At 59.0% G+C, this 16,213-nt stretch carries 11 protein-coding genes and 2 pseudogenes; 10 read left to right on the forward strand and 3 right to left on the reverse strand.

The genetic code is table 11. The features are described from left to right. Positions 1-227: 227 nt before the first annotated feature. The 9 genes and pseudogenes from ACVWYI_RS11700 to ACVWYI_RS11740 all read left to right on the forward strand — a co-directional run bounded on the left by ACVWYI_RS11700 (position 228) and on the right by ACVWYI_RS11740 (position 11,452). Entirely contained in the window at positions 228-1,043 is an 816-nt protein-coding gene (locus ACVWYI_RS11700; protein ID WP_456664507.1) for a cytochrome-c peroxidase, read from the forward strand. After that, complete coding sequence (locus ACVWYI_RS11705) at positions 1,040-3,505, forward strand: two-component system VirA-like sensor kinase (RefSeq protein WP_456662056.1); 2,466 nt, start codon at positions 1,040-1,042, stop codon at positions 3,503-3,505. The genes ACVWYI_RS11700 and ACVWYI_RS11705 overlap by 4 nt, the downstream gene beginning before the upstream one ends. Before the next feature lie 547 nt (positions 3,506-4,052). Further along, on the forward strand, positions 4,053-4,970 hold the full coding sequence (locus tag ACVWYI_RS11710; RefSeq protein WP_456662057.1) for a helix-turn-helix domain-containing protein: 918 nt from the start codon (positions 4,053-4,055) through the stop codon (positions 4,968-4,970). A gap of 84 nt (positions 4,971-5,054) precedes the next feature. Then, positions 5,055-5,888, forward strand: coding sequence for a response regulator (locus ACVWYI_RS11715; RefSeq protein ID WP_456662058.1), 834 nt, complete (start codon positions 5,055-5,057; stop codon positions 5,886-5,888). Between the two features lie 138 nt (positions 5,889-6,026). Further along, the gene (locus tag ACVWYI_RS11720) at positions 6,027-6,743 is read left to right on the forward strand and encodes an SDR family NAD(P)-dependent oxidoreductase (protein ID WP_456664508.1); all 717 of its coding nucleotides are present in this window, start codon (positions 6,027-6,029) and stop codon (positions 6,741-6,743) included. A 45-nt stretch (positions 6,744-6,788) separates the two neighbouring features. Continuing rightward, positions 6,789-7,853, forward strand: coding sequence for an NAD(P)H-dependent flavin oxidoreductase (locus ACVWYI_RS11725; protein WP_456662059.1), 1,065 nt, complete (start codon positions 6,789-6,791; stop codon positions 7,851-7,853). Between the two features lie 44 nt (positions 7,854-7,897). Then, positions 7,898-8,977: pseudogene (locus tag ACVWYI_RS11730) on the forward strand (alkene reductase); the annotation flags it as partial. A gap of 318 nt (positions 8,978-9,295) precedes the next feature. Further along, positions 9,296-10,099 carry a methyltransferase gene (locus ACVWYI_RS11735; RefSeq protein ID WP_456664509.1) on the forward strand — a complete coding sequence of 268 codons (804 nt, stop codon included), beginning with the start codon at positions 9,296-9,298 and terminating at the stop codon, positions 10,097-10,099. A gap of 99 nt (positions 10,100-10,198) precedes the next feature. After that, positions 10,199-11,452 (forward strand): glycosyltransferase, encoded by a 1,254-nt coding sequence (locus tag ACVWYI_RS11740; RefSeq protein ID WP_456662060.1) that lies wholly within the window; start codon positions 10,199-10,201, stop codon positions 11,450-11,452. 52 nt (positions 11,453-11,504) lie between these two features. Here the strand turns inward: ACVWYI_RS11740 and ACVWYI_RS11745 are convergent, their stop codons facing one another. Then, the gene (locus ACVWYI_RS11745) at positions 11,505-11,660 is read right to left on the reverse strand and encodes a DUF5681 domain-containing protein (RefSeq protein WP_456662061.1); all 156 of its coding nucleotides are present in this window, start codon (positions 11,658-11,660) and stop codon (positions 11,505-11,507) included. 578 nt (positions 11,661-12,238) lie between these two features. On the opposite strand from ACVWYI_RS11745, the gene ACVWYI_RS11750 reads away from it, so the two are divergent. Beyond that, entirely contained in the window at positions 12,239-14,197 is a 1,959-nt protein-coding gene (locus ACVWYI_RS11750) for a PAS domain S-box protein (RefSeq protein WP_456664510.1), read from the forward strand. A gap of 744 nt (positions 14,198-14,941) precedes the next feature. On the opposite strand, the gene ACVWYI_RS11755 is transcribed toward ACVWYI_RS11750, so the two are convergent. After that, the gene (locus ACVWYI_RS11755) at positions 14,942-15,151 is read right to left on the reverse strand and encodes a hypothetical protein (protein WP_456662062.1); all 210 of its coding nucleotides are present in this window, start codon (positions 15,149-15,151) and stop codon (positions 14,942-14,944) included. 321 nt (positions 15,152-15,472) lie between these two features. After that, a pseudogene (locus tag ACVWYI_RS11760) lies at positions 15,473-15,612 on the reverse strand (IS5/IS1182 family transposase); the annotation flags it as partial. Positions 15,613-16,213: the final 601 nt, after the last annotated feature.

Here is a 16,213-nt window from a genome sequence, read left to right on the forward strand (position 1 = left end):
GCGTTGACCAGAGATCGCCAGGCATGCCGCGTAGAAACGCTTCGCCTCACCTGACCATGCGCAGCAAAGGGAGAGTTGCTCGGCCCGCCCATCGTTGGCGCTGGATCACGATGACTTGCGTCCTGATCCTGGAGGGCCTGTTACTTTCGTCGGCGGCACAGCAACCGCCCGAGCGGCCGCCCGATGCGAACAGCATCTTCTCCGAAGAGCCGATCACTCCCGTTCCCATGCCTCCCCAGATTGATCCCCTGAAGGTCAGGCTTGGCGAGCGCCTGTTCGGCGATCCTCGCCTGTCTCGCGATAACTCGCGCAGTTGCTCGTCGTGCCACGATCTCGGTTCCAATGGCGCAACCAAGGTGAGCTACGACAGCGGCTTCGACGGCTCAAGCCTTCCGCTCAACACGCCGACCGTCTTCAATGCCGCACTCAGCTTCCGCTTCGGTTGGGAGGGAAAGATCCGCACCCTCGAGTCGGTTGTCAAAGCTTCCTTGCAAAATCCTCAGATCATGGACGCCGATCTCGCCGAGCTTGCGGAAAAGCTCGAGGCCGATTCCGGGCTGCGCCGCGAATTCATGGCGGCCTACGGCCGTGGCCCCGACGCCCAAAACGTCGTGGATGCCCTCCTAAGCTTCCAGCGGACCTTGATGACGCCGGACAGCCGGTTCGACCGCTGGCTTGCAGGAGACGCTGGCGCGCTGTCTGCGGAAGAGCAGGGCGGATATCGCCTGTTCAAATCACTCGGTTGCGTCTCCTGTCATCAGGGCATGAACATCGGCGGCAATCTTTTTCAGCGCCACGGAATATTCCACCCGCTCGCATCGCGGAAGCCGGAAATTCTGCGCGTGCCCAGCCTGCGCAACGTCGCGACGACGCCGCCTTATTTTCATGACGGTAGCGCCGGGACTCTCGATCACGCCGTTCGAAAAATGGGCTTGGCGCAGTTGAACTCGACGCTGACGGACGAGCAGGTCAAGGCGATCGTCGCCTATCTGGGAACCTTGACTGGAAAGTACCGCGGCGCGCAGGTAGGGGGCGCGCCATGAAGATGACGCCCGTCGTCGTTCTGGCGTCGTTTCTGCTCCTTTTGCTGACGTGGCTGTTGCTAAGCGGGTTGAACCTGAATTCGACGCGCTTTGACCGGCAGATCGAGGCACTCGACCAGTTCTTCAGAATCGAGCGCGCCTTGAATCGCGAGGTATTGATCGCACGCGCGGGCTTGTCACGAAACTACGATGCGCTGGCGCGCCTGACCGACGCATACGATGACTCCGTCCATCAGTTGCGTGACGCCGCCGGTACAGACGCAGAGGAGGGCGCCGCAATCACCGTTCTGGCCGCGGGTGCGCATCGGCAGCAAAGTCTTATCGAACAGTTCAAGAGCAGCAACGCACTGCTGCGAAACTCCTTCCTCTATTTTGGCATATCCAGCGGCCGTCTAGCCGCCTCCGACCGCACACCGGTCGTCGCCGCCGCCACCACACTGTCGGCCGCCATGCTGCACCTCACGCTTGACACGTCGCCGGCAGCGGCACGCGACGTCAAGGGTCGGTTGGAGCAGTTGGCGGCGTTGCCTGATCCTGGCGCCGACGCCGCTTCAATACAGGCGGCGATCGCGCATGGCGGCCTGCTGCATGACCTGCTGCCGGCGACCGACGCGGTGCTGAAGGCATTGATGGCCGCGGCAACAACCCGCGAGCAGGATGCTGTTCGTGCACTGATCATGAAGCGTCAGTTCGCCGCGCGCGCATCGGCACGCCAGTACCGTGTTCTACTTTACGCGACCTCACTGCTGCTGCTCGGTGCGCTGGTGTACCTCGGACTGCAATTGCGGGCACGCGCGATCGCGCTGCGGCGACGCGCCGCATTCGAGCACGTGATCGCTGGTGTCTCAATGCGCTTCATCAATGCGCAGCCGCACAGTATTGACGCCGAGATAGCACGCGCTCTTGCCGACATGGCGGAGTGTGTCGGTTGTGACCGTGCCTATTTTGTGTCGAGCGGTGCCGCGCCGCGGCAGCACGTCTGGTGCAGACCGGGCATAAGTTCTCCACCGGACTGGCCGCGGCGCGCGATGGAGTTGACGGCCCGGTTTGAGCCGTCTGCCGATGGAATTATCCACGTTCCGCGCGTCGACCGCCCGCCGACCGGGGAGAATCAGGAGGTCTGTGTCGCGCTTGGTCTGAGCGGATGGGCGTGCGCTACGAGCGTCACCAAGGAAGGTGCCACCGTCGCCCTGGGGTTCGGCGCGATCGATCGAGCCTGTCGTATCACCGCCGCCGGCGAACTCAGCCTGCTCCGAATGGCGCTTGATACGATCGTGTATGCGCTGGAGCGGCATTACATGGAGAACGAACGCTCGCGGCTGGAGACACGCCTGCAGCAGGCCCGCCGCATGGAAACAGTGGGCACGTTCAGCAGTGGTATTGCCCATAACTTCAACAATATTTTGGGTGGCATTCTCGGCCATACCGAGGTGGCGGAAGAACATCTCGCTTCAAATGCCAAATCGCGGCGCAATCTGGATGCGATCCGGCGAGGCGCGGAGCGGGCGCGGGATCTGGTCGATCAGATTCTTGCCTTCGGACGTCGGCGCGAGGGGAGGCGGGAACCGGTTTGCGTCAAGGCGTTGGTCGCGGAAGCGAAGTCGCTACTCGCACCATCGTTGCCTGCCGATATCGAAATCACGGTGAGCGAAACGTCCGAGACGGCAGTCGTTTCGGCGGAGCCCGCGCAATTGCAGCAGGTAATCCTGAATATCTGCAACAATGCCGCCCAGGCAATGGACAAGTGTGGTGTCATCGAGATTCAGATCGGGACCCGGGAGATGACCGATACGGCGATGATTGGCCGGATCGGGAGCAATCCCGGTCGCTTTGTCGTGGTCTCGATTTCAGATTCAGGGCGTGGCATGGACGAGGCGACGCTGTCGCGTATTTTTGAGCCATTCTTTACAACGCGTCCAAATGGCAATGGTTTTGGGCTCGCCACCGCACGCGACATTGTTTTGGAGCACGATGGCACGTTGGAAGTGCAAAGCGCCCCGGGGGCCGGAACACGTTTCGACATCTGGCTTCCATCCGTCCCGTCTCTTGCGCCGATATCCATTCAGCGTGCATCCGGCTCCGCTGATCGCGGCATCGGTGAAACTGTGCTGGTGCTTGAGGCCGACCGCGAGCGCCTGCTGCGGCACGAGGAAATTCTGGCGGCACTCGGTTATGAGGGAGTCGGCTTCACCGGGTCGCAGGAGGCCGTGCAGGCCTGTGCGGCGCGCGCACGCTTCGACGCGGCGCTCGTGTGCCACCAACCCGGCGCGAGCTTTGCCCTCGATTTCGCTACCACTTTGCATGAGCTCGCGCCCAGCCTGCCGATCGTCCTGGCGACGACTTCGGCACGGGACCTGGATGCGCAATTGCTTGCAGCTTCCGGCGTTTCCGAAGTCGTCCATCATCCGTTGACGTCTGCAGAACTGGCCAGCGCCTTGTCACGCTGCCTACGAACTCAGTAAGGCCGCGGCGGCTGTCGTAGATCAGTTCGCCAACCGTTCCAGGTAAAAGGCCTCTCCCAGACAAATCAATGCGTACTTGCGAGTTCCCCCTCGAACTAGCCAAGAGCCATTTCGCTCTATTCTGTTCGTCGCCATTCTTTCTACACTTAGCCACATGGATCTCCTGTCTGGCCCGTGGTCCAAAACCGGTCCATTTTCTGTGGAACTTAAGACCATGATGGTAAAATATAATTTAATGGTGATTTGCTTGCTATTGTCACCATAACTGCAGCAGACGAAGCCTTGAACTACAGCAGACGAAGCCTTGGCGCGGAATGGGGTCGAGCCGGAGGAGGTTGAGCGTGTCTGTCAAATGAACTCACTCGAAGAGCGGACGATGGGGGAAAATGACGCGTCACCAGATTTCGCTTCTCCAACGTCAAGCGATGATGCCGCGACTTGAGACTTATCGCATCGAGTGTGGGGCTATCTTTCGTCTTCTGGTTTGCCCGGGCCATGAAACGCTGATGTTTGATCGCTGAACCGTACCTGCTGGAGTTGTGCTAGAATGAACTTCGTTGAGTATCCAATTGGCGCAGGCGCGACCGCCTCGGCGCATAGGGGCGATAGGGGCGTTGGTACTCTGAAATGTTTTCGTTCACCCTCGCTTTCCGATGTCGTCGAGGCAATCTGGGAATGCGACATTCCGGACGGGGATCTCGCAAAGACGCTTACAATCAAGTGCGCCCCAGGCACCGCGCTCCAGTTAATCGGTCAATATCGAACGCCGGCGAAAATATATCAACGCACGGAGCTCCTGCCGACAAAGTGCGCGACTAACATCCAGTCTCATGCTGTTACCCTGCGTCCCACAGGCGCACTTGGCATCGTCATTGTTCGTCTTAGATCTGACGCCGCAAGCCGCATAGTTGAAGCTCCGCTCAGGGAGTTCGCAAACGCCAAGCTCGATCTTGGAGATCTATTCAGCGCTTGCGAAGTGGCCATGTGTGACGACATGCTTGCAGCGGCGAAGACAAGCGAAGAACGGATCGCTGGTGTCCAGGCCTTCTTGCTTCGACATCTTCGTCCCCATACCGACAGTCTCGCCAACCGCGCGGCGCTGTATCTCGGGAAAGATCCAACCATGCAGATGAGCTCCCTCGCTGCAAAGCTGGGCTCTAGTTCACGTCATCTTTCGCGTGCCTTCAATGCTGCTTTTGGTATCAGTCCAAAGCGATTTGCGCGGCTGGCCCGCTTTCAAAAAATCCTCGTGGAACGACGGAGCGGCCGGTCATGGGCGCAGGTCGCCCACGCCTGTGGCTTGACCGATCAGGCACACCTCGTCAACGAATTCCAGGACATCGTTGGCGAAGCGCCGAGAGATTTCTTCACCCACGAGCTTCGCATCGGTGCAGAAGGAATGGGCGAAGCCAACCTCATCATCCAGCGCGCCGGTCCAACGGATCGTTTCGTCGCAGATAGTTGAAGCGGGTGTCCGAAACCGCCAAGACCGGTTGCGAAGAGCTCACCAAGCTGAGGCTGGATTTGGTCGATTTCAGCAAGGTGACATATGATGTGGGGTCGAATAGAAGAGGTTGCCGTAGTAACAGGCGCAGCGGAGACGCGGCGCAGCCGTTCATCCTCGATCCAGAATCGAAGCAGCAACGGCGAGTACGTCGCCACCAGAAATTCAGGTCATGTCCTCTTCATCGAGGACGACCCGGCTACGCGCCAGTCGGTCGCCAGCTTCTTCGGAGAGCACAACATGCCGGTCTGCGCCGTGGCCGGCCGGCACGAATTTGGCCGACATTTCGCTGGCAGCAATCCGAGCCTGGTTATTCTGGACCTGCGCCTGGGCCAGGAGGATGGCCTGGTCCTGCTGAGGGAAATCCGGTCGCGCTCCGACGTGCCGATCATCGTCACGACCGGCGACGGACGCGACGAGATCGATCGGGTCGTCGCCCTCGAACTCGGGGCCGACGACTATGTGACCAAGCCGTTTAGCCTGAGAGAGTTGCTGGCGCGCGTCCGGGCCGTGCTAAGGCGACAGACGCTCGGGCAGGCGGCGCGCGCGCGCGACCCTGAACGGGGTGGATTCAGGTTCGGTGGCTGGCAGCTCGATCGCCGCGTACGGCGAGTCACCGACCCGAAGGGCCATCCCGTGTTGCTGACCAAGGGCGAATACGTTCTGCTCGTCGCCTTCCTCGAGGCACCGCAAAGGCCACTCTCGCGCGAGCAGCTGCTGCAGGCGACCAAAATCCACGAAGACATTTTCGATCGAAGCATCGATGTTCAGGTTATGCGTCTCAGACGCAAGCTGGAGACCGACCCGAGCGCGCCGCGCATCATCAAAACCGAACGTAGCATCGGCTATCTCTTCGCACTGCTTGTAGATCCGTTCTAAAGGAAGCAGCACGGCGGGCGCAGGACGCCGCAAGCGGTCACGGAAAGCTGAAGCAGGTGTCTGAAAACGCCAAGACGATTTTCGCGGAGATCGCTAAATGCTGTCCGGGATTTGGTCAATTTCAGCAGTGGCGGCATGATGAGTACAGCAGAACGAGTTGCCATAGTAACGGGTGCGTCTCAGGGAATCGGCGCCGGAATAGTCCGGCAACTACTCGCCAAGGGCTACGGTGTGGTCGCCTGTTCACGAAAGATCGCGACCACCGGCCAGCCGAATCTGGTCGAAGTTGCCGGCGATATCTCACAGCCGGAGACAGCCTCGTTGGTTATCCAAACAGCGAAAGAGCGCTTCGGGCGCGTGGACACCCTGATCAACAACGCCGGTGCCTTCGTGCCCAAGCCCTTTACGGAGTACACCGAGAGCGACTTTGCGACGCTCTTACAAGTAAATCTCGGAGGCTTCTTTCACGTCTCGCAGAGGGCGATCGCCGAAATGCGTCGTCAGGCGAACGGGCACATCATCAACATTACCTCCAGTCTCCTGGCTGAGCAGCCATTGAAGGGCCTGCCGGCGGCTTTGACGGCGATCACCAAGGGTGGGATCAACGCAGTGACGCGGTCCCTCGCCATCGAATATGCGGACAAGGGTATCCGGGTGAACGCGGTGGCTCCCGGGGTGATCCGGACTTCGATGCATGCGATCGATACGCATGCGTTCCTTGCAACCTTACATCCATTGGGCCGCATCGGCGAGATTCAGGAGATCGTCGACGCGGTCCTCTATCTCGAAGATGCAGCCTTTGTCACCGGCGAAATTTTGCACGTCGATGGCGGCGCCAACGCAGGGCGCTGGTGATCCAGTCAAAGTCTCCGATTAATCGAACTAGCGCGAAGAAGAAAAATGAGCATCTATCCTCGATCAATTACCGAGCTGTTCGAAATTGAACTGCCGATCATTCAGGCGCCCATGCTGGGCATTGTTACGGCTGAGATGATCATCGGCGTTGCAGAGGCCGGCGGGCTTGGTTCGCTTCCCGCTTCCCACCTGGGTGCGGAGGAGGCTCTGAATATATTCTCCGAGATACGACGGCGGACGTCGAAGCCCATCAATGTGAACTTTCTTTGCCATGAATCGCCGGCCAGGAATTCGGCGTGCGAAGATGCCTGGGTTCAGTGTTTAACACCGTACTACGCCGAGCTCGGCCTTGTCTTCGACGCAGGTCGCCCCAGCATGCTTGTTCCGGCATTCGGGAGTGCTCATTGCGCGCTTCTGGAAGAGATCACACCGGAGGTCGTCAGCTTTCACTTCGGCCTTCCGCCCAGGCACCTTCTCGATCGTGTGCGCAAGACCGGCGCGAAGATCGTGTCGTCGGCAACTACCGTCGAAGAAGCGGAGTGGCTTGAGGAAGCCGGTTGCGATGCCATCATTGCTCAAGGGCTTGAAGCAGGCGGACATCGGGGAACGTTCCTCCGCCACAAGATCGACGCGCAGGTCGGCGCGATGGCTCTGGTGCCGCAGGTTGTTGACGCAGTGAAAGTACCGGTCATAGCCGCCGGCGGCATCGGCGATCCCCGGGGAGTTGCAGCTGTATTCGCATTGGGCGCCTCGGCGGTACAGGTCGGCACTGCATTTCTCTTCTGTGAGGAGGCGAATGTTTCTCCTCTGTACCGACAGGCAGTGAGAGCTGCGCGACCGGAGCAAACATTGGTCACAAACGTCTTTACCGGGCGTCCGGCGCGCGTGTGCGAAACGCGAATCGTTCGAGAACTCGGTCCAATCGCGAAGAATGTACCGGCTTTCCCTCTGGCCGCGACTCCGCTTGCTCCGCTACGCGCCGCATCTGAACCGCATGGGTGCACAGACTTCATGCCGTTGTGGTGCGGTCAGGCTGCGCGGCTAAGCCCGGAACTGTCAGCCGCCGAGCTGACAAAATGGCTGTCGAAGCCGTACCAGCGGCCCTTCTAGGTTCAAGATAGATGCACCCTCGAAGATCAAATCGGTCAATGAATATGTGTGCGCCAACGAAGCTCTTCGATGCTTTCCAACTCGGCCCGTTCGCCCTGTCCAATCGGGTAGTAATGGCCCCCTTGACTCGTAACCGCGCACAGCCGCACGGGTTGATGCCAAGCCCGCTTGCTGCCGAGTATTACTCGCAGCGTGCCTCAGCCGGTCTCATTATCACAGAAGCAAGCCAGATATCGCCGCAGGGTCAGGGCTATCAGGACACGCCCGGCATTCATTCGAAGGAACAGGTCTTGGGCTGGCGGCGCGTCACAGACTCCGTACATGTACGCAGCGGCCGGATCTTCCTCCAGCTCTGGCATGTCGGACGCATCTCGCACAGCTCTCTGCAGCCGGGCGGTGGCGCGCCAGTTGCACCGTCTGCGATCTGTGCCAAAGCCAAGACTTTCGTTAACGGCACATTCATGCAGACCTCCAGGCCGCGCGCGCTCGAGCTTTGGGAAATTCCCGGGCTGATCGACGACTTTCGCCGCGCCGCGGCGAACGCGCTGGTAGCAGGCTGTGACGGCGTCGAGATCCATGGCGCCAATGGCTATCTGCTCGACCAGTTCGCAAAGGACGGGGCAAACAAGCGCACGGACGGCTATGGCGGTTCGATCGAGAACCGTGCAAGATTGTTGCTGGAAGTTGCCAGGGCGGTCGCGTCCGAAGTCGGGGCCGATCGCACCGGCATCCGCCTCTCGCCGCTAACGCCGGTCGCAGATGGTTCGGACTCCAATCCGCAACCTCTCTTCGATCACATCGTCGAGCAGCTCGACGCGCTGAAACTTGTCTATATCCACGTAATCGAGGGTGCGACGGGCGGTCCCCGCGACATCGCGCCCTTCGACTACGGAAGCCTGCGCCGACGCTTCAACCAGACCTATATCGCCAACAACGGCTATGATTTCGAACTGGCGACCAAGGCGCTCGGGACTGGTACGGCCGATTTGATCTCGTTTGGCAAGGCTTTCATTTCCAACCCTGATCTGGTTGAGCGGTTGAAGAAATGCGCGCCGCTCAGCGCATGGGATGCGGCGACGTTCTATGGAGGCACCGCGGAGGGTTATACCGATTACCCAACTTTAGCTGGGGTCGCCGGGGAGAGGCCGGCTTTGCAGCATTGCGACACGCTGAGTACAGCGACGCGGATGCGGCCTCGTCTTCTCGGCAACCAACGAAATGGCCATTCAATGGAAGATGCCTCACGTTCGACTTCGGCGTCACAAGATATGCTTCGCATGATTACTGGATATTGGGTTACCCAGATCGTGCGCGGTGCGGCGTGCTACTCGCTCGCGGATCATCTCGAACGTCAGCCAATGACGGTCCGCGAATTTGCCGTTGCCGAAGGTCTCGACGAACTGGCTACGGGACGTTTCCTGACAGGCTGCGCCGGGCTCGGAATGATCAAGCTCGAGGGAAACCGGTACTTCACCACTGAACTGCTTCAGACCCTGCGCAAGGACATTCCGGGCTCTCTAAGTGGCTTTGCCTTGTCGCAAGCAGCTCCGGGCCACTGGTTGCCATGGGGACGGTTCACGGATGCGCTCAAGACCGGCGAACGGCAGACGCTTGTCACCTTAAAGGCGGAGATCTGGGACTACTATAAGGCAGTCCCGGATGAGGGTGCCGCCTTCACCGAGGCGATGACCAACCTGACCGCTACCGTATCCGACGCAGTTGCCTGCCTGCTGGACACGACGCGCTTCACTCAGGCAGTAGATGTCGGGGGAGCGGCAGGAGCGTTCCTCTACTCCCTCATGCGTGCGAATGCCGCTCTGAAAGGCATCGTGTTCGATTTGCCAAACGTGGTGACAAGTGCAACTTTCGCCGCCAATGAGGCCGGACTTGCAAAGCGTGTCAGGGTCGTTGGAGGAGACTTCTTCGAGAGCGTGCCTGAAGGCGATCTATACCTGCTCAAATACATCCTGCACGATTGGGGTGATGAAGAATGCCTGACGATTCTGCGGAATTGCCGACGAGCCGCGAAAGCCGGCGCGCGTCTGGCGGTTGTCGAGCAGCTCCTTGAGCCAGGAACTCGATCGCTGTTCACGCCTCTTATGGATCTCAACATGCTTGTTATGGTCACCGGGCGTGAACGCACCCTGGAGGAGTATCAGAGACTACTCTCCGAATCCGGCTTTGGCCAGATATCGATCACACGCACCGACTCTCCGATGATGGTCCTCACTGCCGAGGCAGTATGAAGCTGGTCCCGCAACGGCGTCGAGCCGTCCATTGTGGCCGACACTGTTCCTCCCACGTCGAAAGCCCTTGCGGCGACAGTCCGCACGTGAAGTGAAACCATGTCCTACAATTTTCTGGTGGCCTCTTGGGGAGGTCCTGGCCATCTCGGCCCGACTCTGACCGCAGCGAGGCAGTTGCGCGCGAATGGTCATGGCGTTCGCTTTATCGCGCGTGCGGACGCGCGTGAGTCGGTGGAGGCGGCAGGCTTCGGCTTTGCCACTTGGCAGCGGGCGCCGCGTGTCTCGCCCATTGCCCAGACCAGCGATCCTCTTGAGAACGCATATGATAACCTCCTTTTTGGTCCGGCCGCCGCGCGGGGTGCAGACACGCTAGATGAAATTAGGCGCGCCCCAACTGACGGTTTGTTGACCGATACCGCTCTCGTTGGCTCCGTGCTGGCTGCGGAGGCCGCTTGCATTCCTTGTGCACTGCTTTCGCCGACGATCAGCTTGCGACCATTACCAGGTGTACCGCCGATCGGCAGCGGTTTGCCGATGCCTCGTACGCCTGCACAGCGTATACGGGTCGAGGCTGCAAATAGCAGATTCATCGGAGCCATGAATGAATGGCTGCCGATGCTGAACGAGGCACGGGCGAGCCTGAAGCTTGCGCCTTATGGCCATGTGCTGGAGCTGTTCGATCGGCCCGCCCGGTTCCTATTAGCAATGAGCGCAGCATTTGATTTTCCTGCCGTCTCCCTGCCCAGCAACGTTCGGTATATTGGACCCTTGTTAGATTCTTCAGATTGGGCAAAGCCGTGGAATTTCTCCTGGTCCCACGGGTCTGATCGCCCTCGCGCATTGGTTTCTTTCAGCACAACGAATCAAGACCAAGCCGATGTACTGCAACGTGCTGTCAACGCAATCGGATGCATCAGGATGGAAGCCGTTGCAACGCTAGGACCTGCTCTAAAGGATATCAACCTGCATGCGCCGGCGAACGTAACCCTCTTGCCCAGCGCTCCGCATGATGCGGTCATGAAGCAGGTCTCACTAGTCGTGACTCATGGCGGCCACGGCACGGTAAGTCGTGCGCTCTTGCACGGATTGCCGCTTTTGGTCATGCCAATGGGACGCGATCAGGGCGACATCGCCGCGCGTGTGGAAGCCTGCGGCATCGGGTTGATTGTGGCGCCAACCGCGCCCGAAACGGAAATTTCCGCCGCAATCAACTGCCTGATCGAGGGGCCGCAATTCCGCGCCGCGGCCCGCAGATTGCGAGATATTATTGCCGCCGAGATCGGCAAGAGCAGTCTCGTTAGCGAGCTGGAACACGTCGTCCATGCCTGCCGGCACTGCGCGGGGCTTAAGTAGGGTTTCTCAAAAAAGGCTTGTGTGTTCCTCGCGGAGCCACTCATCGATGCTTTCATCCTGCAGGCGCTTCGGCAGCAGGGGGACGATGGCGAACAGAAGAGTGCATGACGCGATGAATTACGCTCGCTAAATCAGATTCTTGACGCTTCGGACGCCCCTTCCGGTTTCCGGACACTCCGGGTTTGAACTGTGAAGCTCTCAGTCGCACGACATCCAGAGATCCGTTTCAGCTGTTGCCAGCGCCCGGCAGAATCAAAGCGTGAAGCCAAGAATAGGCAGCTGGTGTCCACAGTTGTCGGAAGCGCGCCCAGCCATGGCACGTCCAACGAGACGGTTCGCGTGCGCGCAGTGACGGAAGCTCAGTCGCGAGCGGCGGCGAACCCATACCGAAGGTCACCATGGAGAGGCTGTTCGAGCCATTCTTTCGGGGCGAGATGCGAGCCAGTCGGCAAGGTCTTGCCCTGAGTCTTCAGATTGCGCGCAGATAGCTAAGCCCATGACAGTACGCTCGACCGTAAGCTCAACAAGCGAGGAGACTCGCTTCACCTTTTGATTCCGCTTCGATAATCTATAGATAAGGGGCTTTACGGTGACCCTTGGCGATCACGCAGATGGGATGGCTTCGGATATGATGACCGCCCTTAGCGGATTCCACTAGGCCTGTTCTGCGCCGGTTGGGGGACTCAGGGTCGTGAGCGTCTGGCGATGGAGCCCACCAAATGCTGTCGGGCCCCGGAACCGAACCGTGTGTTCGGAGTTAAATGTTTTGGCCATGGAGCCCGTCTCATCCCCCAGTCCAGATTCGACGAACTCGACGATACTCGCCGCCTCCAGCTGCTTATAGACGCAATCGTCGATTACGCGATCTACATGATCGACGTGGACGGCACGGTACGCAGCTGGAACTCCGGTGCGAAGCGCTTGAAGGGCTACTCGCCTGAGGAAATCATCGGCAAATCGTTTGCATCGTTCTACACGCCCGAGGATACAGCCAAAGGACTGCCAGAACAGGCCTTGAACGTCGCTGGGCGGACCGGTCGGTTCAGCGCGGAGGGATGGCGTGTCCGCAAAGACGGAAGTCGGTTTTGGGCTTCGGTCGTCATCGATGCGGTCCGGGACGAAAGCGGTCACTTGGTCGGCTTTGCCAAGGTTACGCGAGATATTACCGAGCGACAGCAGGCTCACGAAGAGCTCCTTGCTAGTGAGGGGCGTTACCGCCAATTGATCGAGGCGGTGGTCGATTACGCCATCTTTCAAGTAGACCCGCTCGGTCACGTGACGACTTGGAATCCCGGCGCGCAGCGGATCAAGGGCTACACCCCGCCAGAGATCATCGGACGACATTTCAGCGCTTTCTACACGCCCGAGGATGTGGAGCTTGGCGTTCCGCAAAGTGCGCTTTCCGAGGCGAGGGAGCATGGTCGGTTCGAAACCGAAGGGTGGCGCATGCGGAAGGACGGGAGTCGCTTTTGGGCGTCGGTCGTCATCGATCGCATCAACGACGACGCTGGCAACATTGTGGGATTTGCCAAGGTCACTCGTGACGTCACGGACCGGAAGAGAGCTCAGGACGAGCTCAAGCAGGTTCAGCAGCAACTGGCCGCATCTCAGAAGCTAGAAGCCGTGGGGCAACTCAGCGGCGGAATCGCGCATGACTTCAACAATTTGCTCATGATCGTCATCGGCAATCTGGAGACAGCTGAGCGGCACGCCCCCAAGGCAGCCCCAAATTTGGCTCGTGCATTGGCGAATGCGAAGCGCGGGGCTCAAAGAGCCGCGGCGCTCACCAGCCGCTTGCTCGCGTTCTCTCGACGACAGGCCCTCGACCCGAAACCTATCGACCTGAACAATTATATCAACGGACTGCAGGAGTTCCTCCAGCGCACGCTTGGGGAACGCATCGAAGTTCAGACCGTCGGAAGTGCCGGGTTATGGCATATCGAAGCCGATCCGAACCATCTCGAGTCGGCAATCGTCAATCTTGCAATCAATGCACGTGACGCGATGCCCAATGGCGGAAAGCTTACCCTGGAGGCCGCCAACATCTCCGCAGACGAGGAGTATTGCCGGCTCAATCCTGAACTGATCCCAGGCCAATACGTCGCAATTTGCGTCACGGACACCGGCAGCGGGATGGCGTCAGACGTTCTAAGTCACGTTTTTGAGCCGTTCTTTACCACGAAGGAGCCGGGGCAAGGCACCGGCCTTGGTCTGAGCCAAGTCTATGGATTCGTCAAACAGTCAGGAGGGCACGCAAAGATCTACAGCGAAGTGGGCCAGGGCACCAGCATCAAGATGTACTTCCCACGCTTCGCCGGGAATGCGCAATTGTTGGAGAGCACAGCGGAAGACCTTTCTCCTGAGGGTGATAAGTTCGAAACCGTTCTCGTCGTTGAGGACGATGCAGACCTTCGCACCTATATTTCCGACGTTCTGCGAGATCTCAACTATCGCGTCCTCTCTGCCCGCAGCGCTCAAGCGGCTTTGACCATTTTGCTGCAAGAGGATTCGAAGGTCGACCTTCTGCTGACGGATGTTGTCATGCCAGGCATCAATGGGCGCGAGTTAGGCAAGCGTGCGCAGCAAATGAGACCTGAGTTGAAGATCCTGTACATGACCGGTTATTCGCGCAACGCCGTGGTTCACCAGGGAAGGCTCGACGAGGGGGTCAATTTGCTGGAAAAACCGATATCTCAGGCAAAACTCGCGTTACGCGTGCGAGAAATTCTCGACCAGAACAGTTGAATTCGGCCTCTGCCCACCTAGCGGACTCGAGCATTTCGGCGGCTCGCCGCAGACGAACCTGCACCCAGAGAATTGGGCGAACTGACATCAGCGGCGGCTGCGGAATGACTGCAATGGACCAGCTGTGCTCGCACGCCTGACCCATAGCTGACGCCCCCATCAAAGTTGGATCAGCAGCCGCTGTTAATGTAGCCCGATACTCTTTTGGCGTCGAACGACTTACAGCGCTTCTCCGGTGCATGAGTCCGGATGGCCCTTCTTGGACCTGATCTGACGCTGCATAGCATCCGCAGCATAACCAAAAGCGACTTCCGCTGGCGTATTCGCTCCGAGTGTTGGCGATCGCGCTCATTACTGGACTCAGCCGCATCGGCATTGCCTTGCGCTGCTGCGTTCTCTGTGTTTTTGAACGGGCTCTCGACAGGGGGCCGCCTCAAGTAATCCCTCGAGTAGGGGACCAAAATGGCCACGCTACCCTTTGGGACGGGATGGTCCGACCGTACGCATTCCCGCAGAGTCATTTTAGGAAACGAGTTTAGGACGTTTCTTAGGATAGCCCAAATTTCCGCCATCAATTGCGTGAGGTCCACCAGTTTCAATCGACAGCCGCAGACGTCTCCAAAAAGTACAAGGAGAAGCCAGAGGCTCTCTTCACCGGATACAATCCGTTTGAAGAACAGGAGATAAGCAGGTCCGCGGCCACATCGGCAACGCCGCAAGTTTCTAACGAAAGAAAAAGCAATCTTAACCAAGCGGCTTTTTGGATACATCGGCGCGATCCGTCCGAACCGGTGGTACTTCCCCATCCAGCCATTCCTGCTCTTCGGCCAAAGACCGCCACGCCTGTTCCATGCGCCGGTACCGCTTGTAAGCCGGGCTATCCCTGGAGGGCTCTCCTTCTGCGAGCATGGCGCAGTTATCGGCGTTCTCCTGGTAGATCTCTGATGGCTTCATGACTAGCTCCTCCGCCGGGAAAGTAGTCAAGGGCCGTAAAAATTAGACAACCGGGCGGTTCTGGAAGTTTGCCGAAATGGTAACAATTCAGAAAGAAGACTAACGCAGTCCACCCCCGGCGAATTGGCGCTCAAAGAAGATACCGGTACGGCTTACGCCCTACTGCAACTAATCAACTTGGTCGTTGAGCGCCGTATCGCTACTCCCGAATTCTGGGCCGCGTGCGGATGGCGATGCTAAGTGCCTCCCGTTGACATTGTGAGGCCGCTCGGTCCGGAACCGCCGCCGCTTCAAAGAAAGCCGATTTGAGCGTGGCTGGACAGCGGACGTTAGCCATAGCTGGACCCGGAATATGGACGAGGGTTCTCTGTAGCCAAGCGAGGATGCGGCGGAAGTTGTAGCCGACGGCTGAGAGGACGATTTGGCGGCAGTTAGCAGCGGCCGAGGTGCCCTTCGGCCTTGGGGTTCGTGCGGCTGATCCGATTGCATCAAGCCGTTGTATGAAAACGGGGTAACTGCAGGCAATTGAGGTCTAGTGTATCTACCGCCGTATGAACCCATGCGTAACCTCAGGAGTTCGTGTGCAGTATCTGTTTCGCTGCCAACCCGGAGACGCGGCATGGCAAAAACACGTCACGGAATTGCTCTGGACAAAAAACATCAAGAACAGCTCTAGTCGATAAGTATCGCGCGCAAGATCCCATCTCAAACAAAATACCCGGATCCGGCCCCGAAAGTAACGAAGTCGGCAAAGTCCCAGAGCCCGAGGGCAAACAACGCGATCCTGCTGAAAAGAAATAGCGCGCTGCCAATCCGGCGCTGCTCTGCCGGAGATGCGGTCGTGCAATTCCGTGCAGCCCATGTCGACGCGGAGGGCCAGGTTCTCGCGGGAGAATACGTTCGCGAAGCTTAATCTTCGGGTTGAAGGACCAAAGAAAGAGGCCGCCAACTGAGGCGGCCTTACTTATCTGCTTCCGGATGGAGCGCCAGCTTCTGAGTTTGATGTTCCAGAGCCAGAACGTCGAGGGCCTCATTCGTTAGTCTGTCATTTACCCGCGCGGC

The sequence above is a fragment of the Bradyrhizobium sp. LB13.1 genome, assembly GCF_054056815.1.